The organism is uncultured Roseobacter sp., assembly GCF_947495275.1.
In the GTDB taxonomy this organism is placed as follows: domain Bacteria; phylum Pseudomonadota; class Alphaproteobacteria; order Rhodobacterales; family Rhodobacteraceae; genus Roseobacter.
This window is the reverse complement of record NZ_CANLYL010000004.1, coordinates 154850-172595: the sequence shown is the minus strand read 5'-3', so window position 1 is coordinate 172595 and position 17746 is coordinate 154850. Positions and strand designations below refer to the sequence as shown.

The following is a 17746-nucleotide window of genomic DNA, read 5'->3' as shown; positions in this document are numbered from 1 at the left end:
AGAGGTCTGATCAATGTCATATATCACCAAACTGATCATGGGTCTGATTGGCACCGCCTTGCTGGTGACCTTCATCAGCGGGCTGTCTCACAGCATCTCGTCGGGCTTCGCCGGTTTTTGGGGCGGTTTTCCTTTCATGGTGATCGCGATCATCGTTTGCGGCATGGCGATCTATGATTATTGGGATGAATGCATCCGGAAGAAATAACCCATGACAAAGCCCCGTTTGTGGATCACCCGCCGCCTCTCTGATGCCACGCTTGAACGCGCCGCGCGCGACTATGACACGGTTATCAATCACGAAGACACGCCGGGCAGCGCCGACGCGCTTATTGCCGCCAGCGCGGAATTTGACGCGATCATTCCCTGCCATTCGGAACACTTCAGCGCCGACGTCGCGGCACAGTTGGATACCAGGCTGAAAATCATCGCCAATCACTCGGTGGGCGTTGACCATTGCGATCTGCCCGCACTGGCCGCGCGGGGCATTACGGTGACCAACACGCCAGACGTGCTGTCGGATGCCACAGCGGAACTGGCGATGCTGTTGATGCTCGGTGCCGCGCGTCACGCGGTGGCAGGTGACCGGATCGTGCGCACTGGCGCGTGGGACTTCTGGTCACCCTCTTTCATGGTCGGCAAACAGGTGACGGGATCACGGCTGGGGATCATCGGCATGGGGCGCGTCGGGCGCGCATTTGCCGCCAAGGCGCGCGGGTTCGATATGAAAATCCACTATTATAACCGGAGCCCGCTACCCGAGGGTATCGCCGCTGGCGCCACCTACCATGATACCGTCGAGAGCCTGCTGAGCGTGGCAGATTTTCTATCCCTGCACTGCCCCGCCACACCGCAGACAACCAATCTGATGAATGCGGAACGCTTCGCCCTGTTGCCCAAGGGCGCTGTCATGGTGAATTCGGCCCGGGGCGCTCTGGTCGATGAGGCCGCCTTGCTGGAGGCGCTTGCCAGCGGTCAAATTGCGGCAGCGGGCCTTGACTGTTTTCAGGTGGAGCCCGGCGGCAACCCGGCATTTGCCGCACATGAGAATATCTTCATGCTGCCGCACATCGGCTCCGCGACCACACGCACACGCGATGCCATGGGATTTCGCGCGCTGGACAATCTGGATGCGTTCTTTGCGGGTCAAACCCCCAGGGACAAGCTCTAGTCGGCAAACAGCGTCGCATATTCCTCGCGCAACAGGTTCTTTTGCACCTTGCCCATGGTGTTTCGCGGCAACGCATCCCGCACGATCAGCTTTTGCGGATGTTTGAAACGCGCCAATTGATCCTGCACCGACGCGTTGATGCGCGCCGTATCCGGCGTAACCCCTTTCTCCGGAACCACAATGCCGATCACGGTTTCCCCAAAATCAGGATGCGGCACGCCCACCACAGCGCTTTCCAGAACGCCGGGTTGCGCATCCAGCACGGCCTCTATCTCCTTGGGGTAGACGTTGTAACCGCCTGAAATGATCAAATCCTTGTTGCGGCCCACAATCTGAAGATACCCCTGATCGTCGATCACGCCGAGATCACCGGTGATGAAAAACCCATCCTCTCGCAGTTCTTCACGGGTTTTTTCAGGCATCTGCCAATAGCCTTTGAACACATTCGGGCCGCGCACTTCGATCTGGCCAATTTTGCCGTCCGGCAATGTCGCACCCGTTGCCGGATCGGTCACCTTCAGCTCCACATCCGGCAAGGCAAATCCGACCGTTCCGGGCCTGCGGTCGCCGTCATAGGGGTTGGAGGTATTCATATTGGTTTCGGTCATGCCATAGCGTTCCAGAATGCGGTGGCCCGTGCGCTCTTCAAAGCGCGTATGGGTTTCCGACAGCAGCGGCGCGCTTCCGGAAATGAAAAGCCGCATATGTGCCGCCAGATCCCGCGTGAAACGCGGATCTTCCAGAAGACGCGTGTAAAAGGTCGGCACACCCATCATTGACGTGGCCTGAGGCAGGCGGTCGATGATGGCGTCAAGGTCAAATTTCGGCAGGAAAATCATCGCACCACCTGCCAACAGGGTGATGTTGGTCGCAACAAAAAGCCCATGGGTGTGAAAGATCGGCAGCGCATGCAGCAGCACGTCTTCTTTGTCGAAACGCCACACCCGCGTGAGGGTTTCCGCATTGGACAGCAGATTGCCCTGTGTCAGCATCGCGCCTTTCGAGCGTCCCGTGGTGCCGGAAGTATAAAGAAGAGCGGCCAGATCATCCGGGCCGCGCGCCACGGTTTCAAAGCGGTCGGGCAAGCGGGCCGCAAGCTCCGACAGGCTGCCCCGCCCATCCGCACCCAGCGTTTCAAGCAAGGCACCGTTGGTTTCAGCAATTGCGGTCAGGCTCTCTTTCCGGGCCGGGTCACACAGCACCAGGGCCGCTCCGCTGTTCTCGACAAAATAACTGAATTCGCTGGCGGTGTAGCCAGTGTTGAGTGGCAGGAAAACGATGCCGGACTGAACGCAGGCCGCATAGACCGCCAACGCCTGCAGGGACTTTTCGATCTGCACCGCCAGCCTGTCACCGGCGGACACACCGAGGGCAGCAAATGAATGGGCAAAACGCGCCGTCATGTCCAGAAACGCGGCATGTGTCAGGGCCTCTCCATCGGGCAGAAAGAGGAAGGGCGTCTCTCTCTCCGCGTGGCGGCCAAAGAGCGTATCATAAAGCGGATTTGCCATCACCTTGCCCTCATTGCAGGGATTTCTGATATGCAGCAGCAAGGGCCTGAACCTCGACAGAGGCCGCAATACTGTGTTCGGTTGCGTATCCTTCATGATACTCCGCGACCCTTGGCAGGTCATAAAGGTAGTTGACCATTGCTCCCGACGATTGCGTCATGCCATTCGCCGAAAGGTCAGCGGCAGCATGCACATCGTGAACCAAAGCCCCGTTACCCAGATGAAAACGTGCAACAGAGTCGCGCGGACGGCCATCGGGCCGTTTGACTTGCAAAAGATAATAGGCCGCCGCCTGACGCAACGCTTCTCCTTTCGCGACATCCTGCTCATCACGCTGAGGCATCCAATCGTTCAGCCCCGGAATCGGCGACAGTGTGACAAACGTCTCAATACCCGGCAGATCGCGTGACAAATCTGCAGCCACTTGTTTGATCAGGGAGTTGCCGAACGAAATACCCGCAAGGCCGGCCTGACAATTGGAAATGGAATAAAAGACAGCCGTATCTGCTTCGATTGCGTCCAGGGTATCGCGTTCCTCTGACAATACTGTCTGAATGGCCCCGGGAACCCCTTTGGTCAACGCCACCTCGACAAATATCAACGGTTCGTTTGGCATCGCCGGATGGAAAAATGCATAGCAGCGCCGGTCGCTGGGCTGGACCCGTCTGCGCAGATCTTCCCAACTGCCAATGGCGTGCACCGCCTCATAGGCAATTATCTTTTCAAGGATTTCGGCGGCGCTTTCCCAGTTGATCGGGCGCAGAACCAGAAATCCCCTATTGAACCAGGACGAAAAGAGATGTTTGAAATCCTGATCCACCAAATCGAAAGCGGGGTTTTCCGGTAAAAGTTCGCGTAAATCCGCGCGCAGCTTCACCAATTGCGCCGTGGCACCGGGCACCCGGTTCAATCTGCGCGCCAACTCCTGTCGCCGGGGCTCGACCGCCTGCATGAAGGCCCGGTATGTGGATTTGTTCGGGGTGGATTCGTATTCCGCCAACGCTGTGTGAACCGCGTCTGGCATTAATCCCAGGTCATTGGTCAGAAACCAGAAAAACGCCGTTTTCTCTACGACGCTCATTTGGTTATAGCGGTCTAGAATGTACCGTGCCGTCACTGAGCCTGATACTTCGCCAGCGCTTCCCAGCAGGTCAAAACATAGCTCCTGAATGCTGCGTCCGCTCAGCTCCGGTTCCAGCGCACTGCGGTAGCGGCGCTCGAAAACAGAAGAGAGAAGATCGGCAAAAAGGCTCAAAACGCAGGTCCCATGACAGCATCCGGCAGCCATGTGGCGAGACCGGGGAAAACGCACAGCAAGACGATGGCAATGACCATACAGGCGACGAAGGGCAATGACCCGGTCAGAATGGTCTTGAGCGAAATATCGGGCGCGATGCCGTTGATGACATAAAGGTTCAGGCCGACCGGCGGGCTGATCAGACCGATTTCCATATTGATGGTCAGTACAACCGCAAACCAGATGGGATCAAACCCCGCCGTCGTGATGATAGGCAGAAGGATGGGTGCCGCCATCAGAATCACGGCAACCGGGGGCAGGAAAAACCCCGCGATCAGCAAAAACACATTCACCGTGCCCATCAACACCCAACGATTGACATCCAGCGTGCCGATCCATTCCGCGATGGACTGGGTGATGAAAAGGCTCGACAGCATGTAGGAGAAGACACCGGCAGCGGCGATGATGAACAGGATCATCACGCTCTCCTTGGTGCTGTCACGCAAAACCGTCCATAAGGCAGCGGGTGCCCAGAGTTTGTAGATCACCATAGCGATGAGCAGACAAAGGAGCGCACCCACGGCCGCGGTTTCCGACGGGGTCGCGATGCCGCCGTACATCGCATAGAGCACCCCGAGAATGATGCCAAGAAACGGCAGGACACGCGGCAGGATTTCGAACCTTTCGCGCCACGTGTAGCTGCCCGCGGTCAGCAGCTGTGCATTGCCCGATTTCCATGTGGAATAGAGAGACCATGCCATAAAAAGCGCCACCAGAAGCAGCCCCGGAATGACACCGGCCAGAAAAAGCCTGCCAATCGACGTCTCCGTCGCGATGCCGTAAACAATCATGGTCACCGATGGCGGGATCAGAATGCCCAGGGTGCCCCCGGCGGCGATGGAGCCAGCTGCGACCCCATCGGGGTAGCCGCGTTTGCGCATCTCCGGAATGCCCATTTTGCCGATGGCGGCACAGGTCGCGGGGCTTGATCCCGACATGGCCGCGAAAAGCGCGCAGGCCCCAAGGTTGGAGATGACAAGGCCGCCTGGCACCCGTGTCAGCCAGCGTTCGAGGGCTTCATAGAGGTCCGCGCCCGCACGTGTCGATGCGATGGAGGCCCCCATGATGATGAACATCGGAATCGACAGCAGCGCGAAATTGTCGAGTTTCCCAAAGAGGATTTCAGGCATGAGTTCCAGCGAGCGCATGCCGTCGAAGATCATCAGAAAACCTGCCGAGACGATCAGCAACCCCACCGCGACAGAGACACCGGAAAACAACACGATGATGGTGCAAAGCGCCACAAGCGCGCCCAGCAAAAGCGGATCCATCAGCTTTCCTCCAGACCGAACGGGGCTTCCGTTCCGGTCAGTACACCCACCAAGTCCGCCACCAGTTGCAACAGCAGCAGTCCAAATCCGATGGGCAGGGCGAGGTAGGGTATCCACAACCGAACACCCCAGACGGTGTCGGACCGCCAGCCGCGATCCCAGGCGAAGTGCCAGTATTCATAGCCATACCAGAGCATCACGCCAATGATCGCGATGGACAGCGACAGCGTGATCACAGCCAGAACCCGCCTGCCCCGCGGCGGCAAGGCCAGCGGGATCAGGTCGACATTCACATGACCCCGCAGGCGCTGAACATAGGGCAATCCAACCAGAGTTGCCGCAACCACCAAGTAGATCACCATCTCTGTCTGCCAGACCGTGGAGCCGTTCAGGACAAACCGCACAAAAATCATCTGACAGGTAATGCCCACAGCCAGCACGATCATCGCAGCAGAGCACCACCCCGCGACAGTGGACAACGCCGCGACGAGCCGCAAGAACGGATGATTGCCAACTTGCGCGCTGACAGCGGTGTTTTGACCGGCCATGAAATTGTCCTGACTGCTGGAAGAAATGGAGGGGCGGCAGGTAGGTGCCGCCCGGGCGGGTTAGTCGACCGCCAGTGCCATGTCGAGCAACGCCTGCCCGTCCGGAACATCCGCCACGAAAGCCTTGTAGGATGTTTCCTTGGCGATCGCCTGCCAGGCGGCGAAATCCTCTGCCGTCATCTGTGCGATCTCGACCCCTGCGTCCTCAAACACCTTGACCGATGCGGCATCCTGCTTCTTGGCTTCCTCCAGATAGAAAGCCTCCGCTTTCTCGGAAGCGTCCAGAAGCGCTGTTTGCTGGGCTTCCGACAGGCCATCGAAGGTGGATTTATTCATCAGAACCGGTTGGTACATGAACCAGAGTGCCACGTCTGACGCCGGTGTGTAACATGTAACCTGCTCATAAATCCGGTAGGAAACAAAAGATGACGACGATGTGTTTGCCGCCGTCAAAACGCCTGTCTGCATGGCGTTGTAGATCTCCGAAGACGCCATGGAGGCGATGGACGCGCCTGCACCCGCCAACATCTGTTCAAACGCCTTGCCCGCCGCACGTGTCTGCTGACCTACCACGTCATCGGGCTTGGTGATGCATTTGTCCTTGCCCACAAAACCGCCCGCCAGATAGCCGTGCACAAGCACCATGACATCATCGTCGGCCATCTTGGCCTCCAGCGCTTCCATGAAAGGGCTGTCACTCAGTCGTGCGGCATGATCGTGGTTCTTCACCAGCCCCGGCATCAGCGTCAGATTATAGGCCGGTTGCTGTCCACCCGCATAGCTGAGAGGCAGAACGGTCATGTCGAGCTGACCACGGCTGAGGGGTTTATATTGCTCACGCGGTTTGAAAAGCGATTTCGAGCCGAAAATCTTGATGTCCAGATCGACATCTGCGGCAGCCACCTCATCGGCGATGATCTGGGCAACCTGATGACGAATATCCTTGTTCGACCATTGATGCGACAGACGCAGTTCGGTTGCTTGTGCGGACATGGCAAAAGTAGCAAGAGCAGCGCCAAGCGCCGCGGACAGCATTTTCGATTTCATTGTTTCCTCCCAGAATGCCGGGCTTTTTGCGCCCGGGAATGTTTTCAGCATTTCGCTCTTCGCATTCAAAGTCAATATTCTTGTATACAATATTGTGATTGTTGAGCACTTCGTTTCCTACTAAAGTGATACCATGGATATGCGTCACGCCGACAGAATTGCAGATGCTTTAGAAGAGCTGGTTTTCACCGGTCAATTCAATGACGGCGACCGGCTGGATGAAATACGCCTGGCAAAACAGTTTGGCGTCTCGCGCACACCCATTCGCGAGGCACTGCAACGTCTTGTGGCGTCGGGCATCGCCGAGCAGCTGCCGCGCCGGGGGGTTTTTGTGCGCCAACCCGGGCCGGTTGAGTTGATGGAAATGTTCGAAACCATGGCCGAAATCGAAGCGGTCTGCGGAAGGCTGGCCGCACGCAGGATCACCGACGCGGCATTAGCCGATCTGGAACATGCAAACGCATTGTGTCGTGAAGCGGTCGCCTCGGGTGACACAGATGGCTATTACCGCGAAAACGAGCGGTTTCATCACACCATCTATACGGAATCCGGCAACAGCTATCTGGCCGGACAAGCGGTGCGGTTGCACCGACGGCTAAAACCGTTTCGCCGCCTGCAACTGCGCCTGCGCGGGCGGATGGCGCAATCCATGGCCGAGCACGAAGAGATCGTCTCAGCCCTCAAAGCGGGAGCCGATGAGCGCGCGGCCAAAGTGCTGCGCAAACATGTCGGCATTCAGGGCGAGAAATTCCGCCACCTCATGACAGAGCTGCGCACCGCCGCGCAATAGCTCACTCGCCCAGACGCACCGCCTGACCGGATGTCTGATCGGCTGCTGAGAATCCGGCGTCGTTCAGAACATAGTTGGCCCCAAAGGCGATCACGACCATCGCGATGGCTGCAAGAAGTATCTCTCTCATGTGGATCCCGCCTGCGATTTCTTTTTCTCGACTTCCGCCGTCCAGATGCTGTGGTGTTCACGCGCCCATTGCAGTTCGACCTCGCCTTTGCCCATCGCGCCATAGGCACCTTCCATGCCCACGGAGCCGATGTAGATATGCGCGATGATGATGGCCATCAGGACAAAGCTCACAATGGCGTGCCACAATTGGGCATATTGCATCTCTTCGTGCGGGGCGAGTGATGTGGCCAATTCCCCCAAGCCAAGCAGTTGCGGCAAGCCGAGCGCGTTCAGCTTTTCAAAGGTGATGGCAAACATCGGCAACTCAAAGGGAAACAGAAGTGACAGACCGGAGACTGAAATGGAGCCGCCCAACAGGATGACCGACCAGAAGATCAGCTTCTGACCCGCATTGAACTTCTTGGCCGGCGGATGCCCCCCGCCCAATATGCCGCCGCCTTTGAGAATCCAGTTGATGTCCGTCCGGTCGGGCAGATTATGGATCACCCAGAAGACAAAGACGAGGATCAGCGCCAGCATGAAGGCCCAGGAGACATTGTTATGTATCCATTTTGATCCAACCGCCAGCGTCGCGAAAGCCTCATGCCCAAAGGCCGGGATCAGCAGTTTGCGTCCTGCCAGCGTGATCAGCCCGGTGATGCCCAGCAGGATGAACGATCCGGCCAATAACCAATGCGCAAACCGTTCCACCGAATTGAATCGCAAAATGGTCTGACCGGTCTTTTCACCGTCAATGCGGATGCGCCCGCGGATCAGAAAAAATACAGCGAGCAGGATCACCATACCACCGAGCAGCCAGCCACCGTATTTGAGCAGCGGCCCCTGACGGAATTCCAGCCACCACATACCGCCATCCTGGATCAGCACATCGGCCGCAGGTCCCCGCGCCTGTGTGGTAATGGCCGCCGAATTGTAGCGGTAGGCACGCCACAGATCAGGATCGGACGCGCCACCCAAGGTGCCCAATTGCCCGCTGATCGGAGCCGCGCTTTCCGGGCTGCCTGTCACATCACTTCGGAAACTGTCGTCAACCTTCAACCCCTCCTGACGCTTCATGATGTCTTCAAGCGTCTGCGCGCCGCCTGTGGCGCTCCGATCGACGGGTTGTTCTGCCTCCTGTGCGTGCACGGGGATCGACAGGACCACTGAGACCACCAAAAGACAAAGAAGACGAAGCATGGGCATATCCTGTTTGGCTAAGACACTCAGGGCGGCCCGTTTGAGCCGCCCCTGAGGTATTTTTCAAAGTGACCAGAGGCGGTTAGCCCCCTTTCTGGTCATAGGCGGTTCCCCACCCCCAGGCACCGGACCCAAACCCGCGCGCCACCACACGTTCGCGGTAGATGCTGGAAACGACGTCGCCGTCACCGGCCAGCAGTGCCTTGGTCGCGCACATCTCCGCACAGATCGGCAGCTTGCCTTCGGCGATGCGGTTGCGGCCGTATTTGGCGAACTCGGCGGTGGAGTTGTTTTCTTCCGGACCCCCGGCACAGAAGGTACATTTGTCCATCTTGCCACGCGATCCGAAGTTGCCCGCCTGCGGGAACTGCGGCGCGCCGAAGGGGCATGCGTAGAAACAGTACCCGCATCCGATGCAGAGGTCCTTGGAATGCAGAACGACGCCTTCTTCGTTCTGATAGAAGCAATCCACCGGACAGACGGCCATACAGGGCGCGTCCGAACAATGCATGCAGGCGACGGAGATCGACCGTTCCCCCGGCGAGCCGTCATTGATGGTGACGACCTTCCGGCGGTTGATGCCCCATGGCACTTCATGTTCGTTTTTGCAGGCTGTAACGCAGGCGTTGCATTCGATGCAGCGTTCAGCGTCGACGAGAAATTTTGCTCTAGCGGCCATTTTTCATACTCCCCTTATGCTGCCCAGATTTTGCAGAGCGTCGATTTCGTCTCTTGCATCTGTGTCACGCTGTCATAGCCATAGGTCTGCGCCGTGTTCGACGCCTCCCCCAGAACGTAAGGATCGGCCCCTTCGGGATATTTATCCCTCAGATCGACCCCTTCGAGATGCCCGCCGAAGTGGAAAGGCATGAAGGCCACACCGGCGGCAACACGCTCGGTGACCATGGCCATCACTTTGACCTTGCCGCCCTCGGGACCTTCGACCCAGACCTGTTCGCCATCGCGAATGCCAAGGTTATTGGCATCGCGAGTGTTCACTTCGACAAACATGTCCTGTTGAAGCTCCGCCAACCATGGGTTCGAGCGGGATTCGTCCCCGCCGCCCTCATATTCGACCAGACGACCCGAGGTCAGGATCATCGGATACTCTTGAGAGAAATCCTGATCCTGGATCGACTTGTACATGGTCGGCAGACGCCAGAACTTCTTGTCCTCGTAGGTCGGATAATCGGCGACCAGATCGCGACGGTTGGTGTAGAGCGGTTCGCGGTGCACCGGCACCGGATCCGGGAAGGTCCAGACCACGGCGCGGGCCTTGGCATTGCCGAAAGGCGCACAGCCATGGGCAATCGCAACCCGCTGGATACCGCCCGACAGGTCGGTTTTCCAGTTGGTCTTGGGCCCGGCGACCGCGTCAATGGCAGCGCGTTCATCCGCTGTCAGATCGCCGTCCCATCCAAGGTCCATCAGCATCTGCATCGTGAACTCAGGATAACCATCCTGAATTTCCGAACCCACCGATGCAACCCCTTCGGCCAGCAGGTTATCGCCATCACGCTCGACGCCAAAGCGGGCGCGGAACGTCAGCCCCCCTTCGGCCACCGGTTTGCTCATGTCATAGAGGTTCGGTGTGCCGGGGTGGTTCATTTCTGCCGTGCCCCAGCTTGGCCATGGCAGACCGTAGTAATCGCCATCCGCCGGTCCACCCACAGCCCGCAGTGTCGTGCGGTCGAACGTATGCTGGTTCGCCATGTGCTTTTTCAGGCGCTCGGGCGACTGGCCGGTATAGCCGATTGTCCACATGCCGCGATTGAACTCGCGGGTGATATCCTCGACGTTGGGCTCCTCCCCATCCATCGCGATGTTGCGGAAAAGCTTGTCGTGGAAGCCGAACTTCTTGGCAAACATCGAGATGATCGTGTGATCCGGCAAAGATTCAAAGATCGGATCGACAACCTTGTCCCGCCATTGCAACGACCGGTTGGAGGCCGTGACCGAGCCGCGTGTCTCAAACTGCGTACAGGCGGGCAGCAGATACACACCATCCTGACGGTCCTGCAACACGGCGGAAACCGTCGGATAGGGGTCAACCACGACCATCAGGTCCAGTTTCTCCATCGCCGTCTTCATTTCTTTCTGACGGGTCTGCGAGTTTGGCGCATGGCCCCAGAGAACCATGGCGCGGGTATTGTCGGGCTGGTCGATGTTTTCTGCATCCTCCAGAACACCATCGATCCAGCGCGACACCGGGATGCCGGTCTCGTTCATCATCATCCGGTCGGCGCCGTCTTTTCCGGCCCCTTCCATGACCGCGAAACGGCCCTTGAGCCAGTCCAGGTCTTCTTCCCAAACACGCGCCCAATGCGCCCATGATCCGGGCTTGAGGCCGTAGTACCCCGGCAATGTATTGGCCAGAACGCCGAGGTCGGTGGCCCCCTGAACATTGTCGTGACCGCGGAAAATATTGGTGCCGCCACCCGACGTGCCCATGTTGCCTAGGGCCAACTGCAACACGCAATACGCGCGCGTATTGTTATTGCCGTTGGTGTGCTGCGTGCCGCCCATGCACCAGATCACCGTGCCGGGGCGGTTGTTGGCCAGCGTCCGGGCCACGCGTTTGAGCTGACTGCCGGGTGTGCCGGTGACGCGCTCAACCTCTTCAGGCGTCCAGCGGGCCACTTCTTCCTTGATCTGGTCCATGCCCCAGACACGGGTGCGGATGAACTCCTTGTCCTCCCACTCGTTGTCGAAGATATGCCACAGGATACCCCAGACCAATGCAACGTCCGTACCGGGACGGAAGCGCACATATTCATCCGCATGCGCCGCTGTGCGCGTAAAGCGCGGGTCGCAAACGATCATCGGCGCGTTGTTCTGTTCCTTGGCGCGCAGGATATGCAGCAGGGAAACCGGGTGCGCTTCGGCAGGGTTGCCGCCAATCAGGAAAATCGCCTTGGAATTGTGGATGTCGTTGTAGCTGTTGGTCATGGCGCCGTAGCCCCATGTGTTGGCCACACCGGCCACCGTGGTCGAGTGGCAAATCCGCGCCTGGTGATCAACGTTGTTCGTGCCCCAATAGGCGGCGAACTTGCGGAAGAGATAGGCCTGTTCGTTATTGTGTTTGGCCGAGCCGAGCCAGTAGACGGAATCCGGTCCGCTTTCTTCGCGGATTTTGTTCATGCCGTCGCCGATCTCGTTGATCGCCTGCTCCCAAGAGATGCGCACCCACTCGCCGTTCTCTTTCTTCATCGGGTACTTGAGACGCCGTTCGCCATGGGCGTGTTCGCGCACAGCCGCCCCCTTGGCACAATGCGCGCCCAGATTGAACGGGCTGTCCCAGCCGGGCTCCTGCCCCGTCCAGACGCCATTGGCGACCTCTGCAATGACCGTGCAACCGACCGAACAGTGTGTGCAAACCGATTTGATCGTCTGAACCGCGCCATCGACCGCCGACTGCGCCGAGGCTTGCGTGACCGATCCGCCGGTTGCGGAAATCGCCGCCAACCCGCCAATCGCAAGGCCCGATCCGCGTAGAAACGCACGGCGATCCACTGGTTTTTCCGCCACTTCCGTCAGGATGTTCGTCCGTCCGGCGCGTTGTGTGACCCTATTGGTCTTTTTTCTTAACATGTTTTCCTCCCTTGCTGCCCCGATCAGGTGGCTAGGTGTTTTGGGGGTTCAAAGACGGTCAGGGCGCGTCATCCGACGGGCCCGGAAGTCTCAGAACCGTGTGCTGTCCAGATACGCGCGCGTATGTGCGGTGTCCTGCATCTTGTCCGAGGTCGGATCGACCGGCGAGGCCTCAGCCGATCCCGACCCTGCGGCCACGGCGACCGCCGCTGCCGGGGCAGCCGTGCCCGCGAGTTTCAGGAAATCCCGGCGGTTTGTGCCGCCTTCCGATTTCGTTGCCATGTGTCTTCCTCCCTTTCGTCTTACTCTGAGCGGCGTCCCGCCCCTTGTGGCAGATCAAACTGCCGTCATTCTGAATGCTTCTTTCTCGATCACCATGAATTCACGCCCAACGGCCCCGACGGATCCGTACAGGACGGATGTTTTCGCGGCCTCCAGATCCGAATAGAAATGCGTGGCCCAGGGTGCGATGTGATTGTTGAAAAACATCCGCTGCGCTTCCAGCGACGCAGGCTGGCCAAAACGGCCCACGATCAGGCCGCCCATGATTTCCATCAGCGATGCCATGCTGTCCTCGGGCTCGAAGACATTTTCCGCGCGGGTAATCTGATGCGCCGCCATGTCGCTGCGCAGCCGCGCCAGCGGTTTTTCGTTCAGGAAACCGGTCAGGTAATAACTGGCGTAGGGCAATAGCTCCCCGCGCCCGAGACCAATGAAAAGCGCATTGAATTCGCGCTCGACCGCCTTGAGCTTGCTGGCCCTGGCGACGCGCGCAAGACCCGCAACCGCCTGCCCCAAATCACTGTCATCCCCTGAAAGTTCCGACATCTGATCAAGCAAAATCTGATCCGCGGGACGCGCCAGCGCCAGCCCCAGGAAATTATACAAATCCGCCCGCAGACGGTCTTCCGGGGCGACATCCATCATATCGGCGGCGGCACTCATACGGCAGCCTCCTCGAATCTGAAGCGCATGCGGCGCGGCGCGGGGTCGGATACCTCTGTTTCAACCGATGGCAAGGGGGCGGGCTCCGACGTGACCTCTTCGGCAGCGGAAACCGCTTCAGGCGTCTCGATCTCTTCCTCCGGCTCACACGGCCCTTCTGCTTCCACTTCTGCGACTTGCTTGGCGGCTTCTTCCTGACGCGCCACCTCTTCAAGATGGGACATCATGCCCTTGCCCACCTGATACGCGGTCTTTATCGGCTCCATGGCCAGCATGGCGGCGCGGTAGTCATCATCATATTCGTTCAGCCCATCCACACAGGCCAATACAGGATTGCTGCGCCACAACGAGCGCAACGCCCTGTTTTGCAGGTGTTTGGGCACATCACGCGCCATGAAGGCGGCAAAATCATCTCCCGCCGCAAGCGTCTCCGGCGCTGGTAGGCCAAGCTCTTCGAGCACCTCTGCATCGTCCTTTTCAGCGAACGCCGCTTCCTGCTCCGCTGCTATTTCGGCGCGGGCCTCCGCTTCTGCTTCGGCCTGAACGGCGGCGCGTCGGCGCGCCCAGAAAGTGCCCTGTGTGCTCATTCTGCCGCTTCTCTTAGTGAACGCGGCGCACGGTAAACATCCGTGGCCTGTGAAATACGCGCGTCCCCGATGCCGTCCTGCTTGCGGTCCATGCGCAACTTGTCGCGACGGCGTTTCACGAATGCCTCTTCGACGTAGTGCTCCGCGACGAATTCGGCGACCCATGCGTGCAGCGCTGGCGGCATCGGCACGCGCTCGACAATTTCTTCGCCGCTGTCGGAATAATCCTGCGCCTCATAAGGCGAGAAGGTCACCTGCAAGACGTTCAACGGCACATCGGTGTCGTCATCCGCTTCGGGTTCTCGCATGATGACATAAACCGACGGCTGCTGCGCCTGAAGCTCATGCGCATAGGCCTCTGCGTCGGAGACATAAAGCCACGCATCAAGCGTGGTCGCGTGAAACTCGGCCACATCGCCCTCTTCACGCATCAATTTCCAGGAGGCATCCGGTGCCCCGGGCAGAACGGATGTTGCCTTCCAGGCCCACTTGCTCCAAACGGTCGCGCCACGCGTTCTGCGCAGGACAACACCCAGCTTTAGTGACTTTGAATTTGGATAGACGACTCCCAAGGGAACCTCTCAAGCGCACGGTTGGTAAGATCACTTTACCAAATCATCCCCGTTATCCTAGGAAAATTTGCCTGCAATCGCACACAATTGTGTGCCCTTCTGCGCATAAATTATTTTGCATTTTATCAAGCACCTGAAAACACTTACCTTTGGGGGTTTTGCATTTCATCTGACCCTCGGGTTGAACGGCCATTTGATGTATCAATACCCAACCCTCTCCAGTTGAATTGCTCGAATCTGGTTTACGAGGGCTCACATTCCTGCCTAGCTATGCGCCGATGGCCGTCGGCGACAATGCTTCAAGACATCGGTCTGCTGGGAGAGAAATGACCAAGAAACTCATTCTGTGTGATTGCCTCGGCAGCCAACCGATCAACACGCAAACGCTCGAAAACGCGGCTGATGTCACCTGCAGCAAGGTTTTGACAGAGGCATGCGGCAAGCAGATCAAAGAGACTGCTGCCTTGCTGACCGAAGCGGGTACCTTGATCGCATGCCAGCAGGAAGCCCCGCTTTTCAGAGAGTTAGCGGACGAAATTCAGGTAGATACCCCAGGCTTTATTGATATCAGAGATCGCGGCGGGTGGTCAGATGAGGCGGATGCGGCCGGTCCCAAGATGGCCGCACTCGTGGCCGAAGCTCTGCTGCCTCAACCCTCTGAAAAATCCGTGGATGTGGTATCGACCGGTGCCTGTCTGATCCTGGGCGAAGGTGACGTGGCATTGAAGGCAGCGGCCGATCTGTCGGATATTCTGGCAGTGACCGTTCTGGTAGATCATCCCATAGATGCCCTCCCCGGCGCGCAATTTGACGTCGTAAGTGGCCAGTTGACACGTGCCAGCGGCACATTTGGCGCCTTCAACCTGCGTATTGATCACTTTCAACAGACGATCGCGGGCGGACGTGGTTCCACCACCTGGACTGACGCGAAAAACGGGGCGCTGACGGAATGCGATATCATTCTCGATCTGCGTGCCCAGCCCCCTCTGTTCCCTGCCCCGGAAAAACGCGACGGCTATCTGCGTGCCGATCCGGGCAGCCAATCGGCGGTGGCCAAGGCGGTACTGGAAGCATCGCAACTGATCGGCACCTTTGAAAAACCGCTTTATCTGCGCTTTGAGGAAACTCTGTGTGCGCATTCTCGCGCTGAACAAGCGGCCTGTTCCAAATGCCTCGACATCTGCCCGACAGGTGCCATTACGTCTGCGGGCGAGCATGTGGCGATAGACCCGATGATCTGCGCCGGGTGCGGTGCCTGTTCCGCGCTCTGCCCGTCAAATGCGATCACCTATGACGCGCCACCGGTTGCAACAATTTTCTCGCGCATTCACACGCTTGCCAGTACGTATCGCAAGGCCGGTGGCGATGCCCCACGCCTACTAGTGCACGACGATTTCGGCGCGGAGATGATCTCTCTCAGCGCGCGCTTCGATCGTGGGCTGCCGGCGGATGTCATTCCCTTGTCAGTGTCAGCGCTTGCCGGTTTTGGCCATGCAGAGATGCTGGCCGCACTGGCAAGTGGCTTCAGTTCGGTTTCCATCCTGTTGGCCCCCAGGACCGAACGCGCGGCTCTCGAAAGCGAAGCCGAACTTGCCTCGGCGATTGCGGGTCCGGACACCATCACATTGCTGGACATTGCCGATCCGGACGCTTTGAGCGACGCGCTTTACACGGACAGCAAAGCCATGGGGGTTAAGGCCCCCGTGCTGCCATTGGGATCGCGCCGACAGGTCACACGGCTTGCCGCCAAAACCTTGCAACCGGATACTGAGACAATCCCTTTACCCACAGCAGCGCCCTACGGTGCCATTCTCGTCGATCAGGACGCCTGCACGCTGTGCCTGTCCTGTGTGTCGCTGTGCCCCTCCGGCGCGCTGGGGGATAATCCCGACAAACCCCAGTTGAGATTTCAGGAAGATGCCTGCCTGCAATGCGGTCTGTGCAGCAATATCTGCCCCGAGGATGCGATCACCCTGATCCCGCAACTGAACCTGACCGATGAGGCCTTCACGCAAAAAGTGCTCAATGAAGAAGACCCCTTTGCCTGCGTCGAATGCGGCGCGCTATTTGGGTCGAAATCCACCGTTGAGCGCATCATGGAAAAACTCGCGGGCAATCACGCGATGTTCTCAAATCCGGCAAGTGCGCGGATGATCCAGATGTGCGAGAACTGTCGCATTCAGGCGCAATATCATTCGGAAAACAACCCGTTTTCCGGGGGCGATCGCCCGGCTGTGCGGACCACCGATGACTACCTGAGCAAACGCAAGGATCATTGAAGTTGCAGCGGCGCGCCCAGATCGGCAGGTGGAATGCCCGCAACATAGGCGAGGATCGCTTCGAGGTCTTCAAAGGTCATCTCCATCGGCACAATCGGCGGCGGCAAGGTGGGGTCAAAAGGATCGGTGACATCCTCGATCTGCGTGAAACTGGGATGCGGGTTGCGCAAATGGAAGGTGGCAAAGCGGTCATCCCAATCGCGCATCGACCGCAACACCGAAAAAGACGGGGTCGCGCCCATACCGTTCATGCGGTTTTTCTCGTTAATCACATGACAGCGCCCGCACATGCGCAGGGACAACGCCTCACCTTCCACAGGATCGCCATCATAGCTCAGCACCGGCGTTACGGCGGCGGCTTTGACTGCCGTCGAAAAGCTGCTGCCATCGGGGGCCACAAAACTCTCGATTGTGCGGAGTCCGATGTCCGACCGCAGCCAGGTTGCAAAACGCTCCGCCCCGTTGCTGCCGTCATGTTCGAATGCCCACCGTTCGCCCAGGCCTTCAAAAAGGGCACGGCCTTGCGCGCTAAACCGCATCTGGGCCGGATCGCCTGCGCCGACCCGCGTGATGCGCACACCGGTTTTCAGAACGAAGCGCGGTACGAGAAACTGGGCAAATCCGGATGTTTCAAGCGCCTCAGGCACCGCCAGTCGCAAGTCCTCTTGCGCAGACACGGGCCGCAGGGCACAAATCACCAGCAACATCGCCAAGAAGACCCGCACGCACCCTCCCAAATATCGCCGGTGAGGATTTCAGCCTAGAACCAGTCCTCCCGAACCGTCAAGTTTTCATAACATTCCCCAGCCAAAGCAGCCAGAAGGAG

At 58.6% G+C, this 17746-nt stretch carries 18 protein-coding genes; 4 read left to right on the top strand and 14 right to left on the bottom strand.

What is annotated here, in order from left to right; all coding sequences use genetic code 11:
• Window positions 1-13: 13 nt before the first annotated feature.
• Window positions 14-208, top strand: coding sequence for a hypothetical protein (locus tag Q0802_RS09890; RefSeq protein WP_298917250.1), 195 nt, complete (start codon window positions 14-16; stop codon window positions 206-208).
• Between the two features lie 3 nt (window positions 209-211).
• Window positions 212-1171, top strand: coding sequence for a D-glycerate dehydrogenase (locus Q0802_RS09885; protein ID WP_298917247.1), 960 nt, complete (start codon window positions 212-214; stop codon window positions 1169-1171).
• Here Q0802_RS09885 and Q0802_RS09880 read toward each other — a convergent pair.
• Genes Q0802_RS09880 through dctP form a run of 5 tightly spaced genes read right to left on the bottom strand, consistent with a single transcriptional unit; the run spans window position 1168 to window position 6845 of the window.
• The gene (locus tag Q0802_RS09880; RefSeq protein ID WP_298917245.1) at window positions 1168-2682 is read right to left on the bottom strand and encodes a malonyl-CoA synthase; all 1515 of its coding nucleotides are present in this window, start codon (window positions 2680-2682) and stop codon (window positions 1168-1170) included. The genes Q0802_RS09885 and Q0802_RS09880 overlap by 4 nt on opposite strands.
• A gap of 10 nt (window positions 2683-2692) precedes the next feature.
• On the bottom strand, window positions 2693-3937 hold the full coding sequence (locus tag Q0802_RS09875) for a malonyl-CoA decarboxylase (protein WP_298917242.1): 1245 nt from the start codon (window positions 3935-3937) through the stop codon (window positions 2693-2695).
• On the bottom strand, window positions 3934-5250 hold the full coding sequence (locus tag Q0802_RS09870; protein ID WP_298917239.1) for a TRAP transporter large permease: 1317 nt from the start codon (window positions 5248-5250) through the stop codon (window positions 3934-3936). The genes Q0802_RS09875 and Q0802_RS09870 overlap by 4 nt, the downstream gene beginning before the upstream one ends.
• Complete coding sequence (locus Q0802_RS09865; protein ID WP_298917236.1) at window positions 5250-5798, bottom strand: TRAP transporter small permease; 549 nt, start codon at window positions 5796-5798, stop codon at window positions 5250-5252. The genes Q0802_RS09870 and Q0802_RS09865 overlap by 1 nt, the downstream gene beginning before the upstream one ends.
• A 60-nt stretch (window positions 5799-5858) precedes the next feature.
• A complete protein-coding gene (gene dctP / locus Q0802_RS09860; protein WP_298917234.1) occupies window positions 5859-6845 on the bottom strand; it encodes a TRAP transporter substrate-binding protein DctP in 987 nt (328 codons plus the stop codon).
• A gap of 133 nt (window positions 6846-6978) precedes the next feature.
• On the opposite strand from dctP, the gene Q0802_RS09855 reads away from it, so the two are divergent.
• Entirely contained in the window at window positions 6979-7635 is a 657-nt protein-coding gene (locus Q0802_RS09855) for a GntR family transcriptional regulator (RefSeq protein ID WP_298917231.1), read from the top strand.
• Between the two features lies 1 nt (window position 7636).
• On the opposite strand, the gene Q0802_RS09850 is transcribed toward Q0802_RS09855, so the two are convergent.
• The 8 genes from Q0802_RS09850 to Q0802_RS09815 form a co-directional block, all read right to left on the bottom strand.
• Complete coding sequence (locus Q0802_RS09850; RefSeq protein WP_298917228.1) at window positions 7637-7765, bottom strand: hypothetical protein; 129 nt, start codon at window positions 7763-7765, stop codon at window positions 7637-7639.
• Window positions 7762-8946 carry a formate dehydrogenase subunit gamma gene (locus Q0802_RS09845; protein WP_298917223.1) on the bottom strand — a complete coding sequence of 395 codons (1185 nt, stop codon included), beginning with the start codon at window positions 8944-8946 and terminating at the stop codon, window positions 7762-7764. Before Q0802_RS09845 ends, Q0802_RS09850 begins: the two co-directional genes overlap by 4 nt.
• Window positions 8947-9028: 82 nt before the next feature.
• Window positions 9029-9625: a formate dehydrogenase FDH3 subunit beta gene (gene fdh3B, locus Q0802_RS09840; RefSeq protein ID WP_219506207.1), complete on the bottom strand. Its 597-nt coding sequence runs from the start codon at window positions 9623-9625 to the stop codon at window positions 9029-9031.
• Window positions 9626-9639: 14 nt separating this feature from the next.
• Window positions 9640-12537 (bottom strand): formate dehydrogenase subunit alpha, encoded by a 2898-nt coding sequence (locus tag Q0802_RS09835; RefSeq protein ID WP_298917210.1) that lies wholly within the window; start codon window positions 12535-12537, stop codon window positions 9640-9642.
• A 90-nt stretch (window positions 12538-12627) separates the two neighbouring features.
• Window positions 12628-12819: a twin-arginine translocation signal domain-containing protein gene (locus Q0802_RS09830; RefSeq protein ID WP_298917208.1), complete on the bottom strand. Its 192-nt coding sequence runs from the start codon at window positions 12817-12819 to the stop codon at window positions 12628-12630.
• A gap of 54 nt (window positions 12820-12873) precedes the next feature.
• On the bottom strand, window positions 12874-13482 hold the full coding sequence (locus tag Q0802_RS09825) for a molecular chaperone TorD family protein (protein WP_298917205.1): 609 nt from the start codon (window positions 13480-13482) through the stop codon (window positions 12874-12876).
• Window positions 13479-14069, bottom strand: a complete 591-nt coding sequence (locus tag Q0802_RS09820) for a DUF3306 domain-containing protein (protein WP_298917203.1) — start codon at window positions 14067-14069, stop codon at window positions 13479-13481. The genes Q0802_RS09825 and Q0802_RS09820 overlap by 4 nt, the downstream gene beginning before the upstream one ends.
• Window positions 14066-14641, bottom strand: coding sequence for a DUF3305 domain-containing protein (locus tag Q0802_RS09815; RefSeq protein ID WP_298917201.1), 576 nt, complete (start codon window positions 14639-14641; stop codon window positions 14066-14068). The genes Q0802_RS09820 and Q0802_RS09815 overlap by 4 nt, the downstream gene beginning before the upstream one ends.
• Before the next feature lie 326 nt (window positions 14642-14967).
• Between Q0802_RS09815 and Q0802_RS09810 the strand changes: the two genes are divergently transcribed.
• Window positions 14968-16920 (top strand): 4Fe-4S binding protein, encoded by a 1953-nt coding sequence (locus Q0802_RS09810; protein WP_298917200.1) that lies wholly within the window; start codon window positions 14968-14970, stop codon window positions 16918-16920.
• Here Q0802_RS09810 and Q0802_RS09805 read toward each other — a convergent pair.
• A complete protein-coding gene (locus Q0802_RS09805) occupies window positions 16914-17645 on the bottom strand; it encodes a hypothetical protein (protein WP_298917198.1) in 732 nt (243 codons plus the stop codon). The two genes, Q0802_RS09810 and Q0802_RS09805, sit on opposite strands and share 7 nt — an antisense overlap.
• Window positions 17646-17746: the final 101 nt, after the last annotated feature.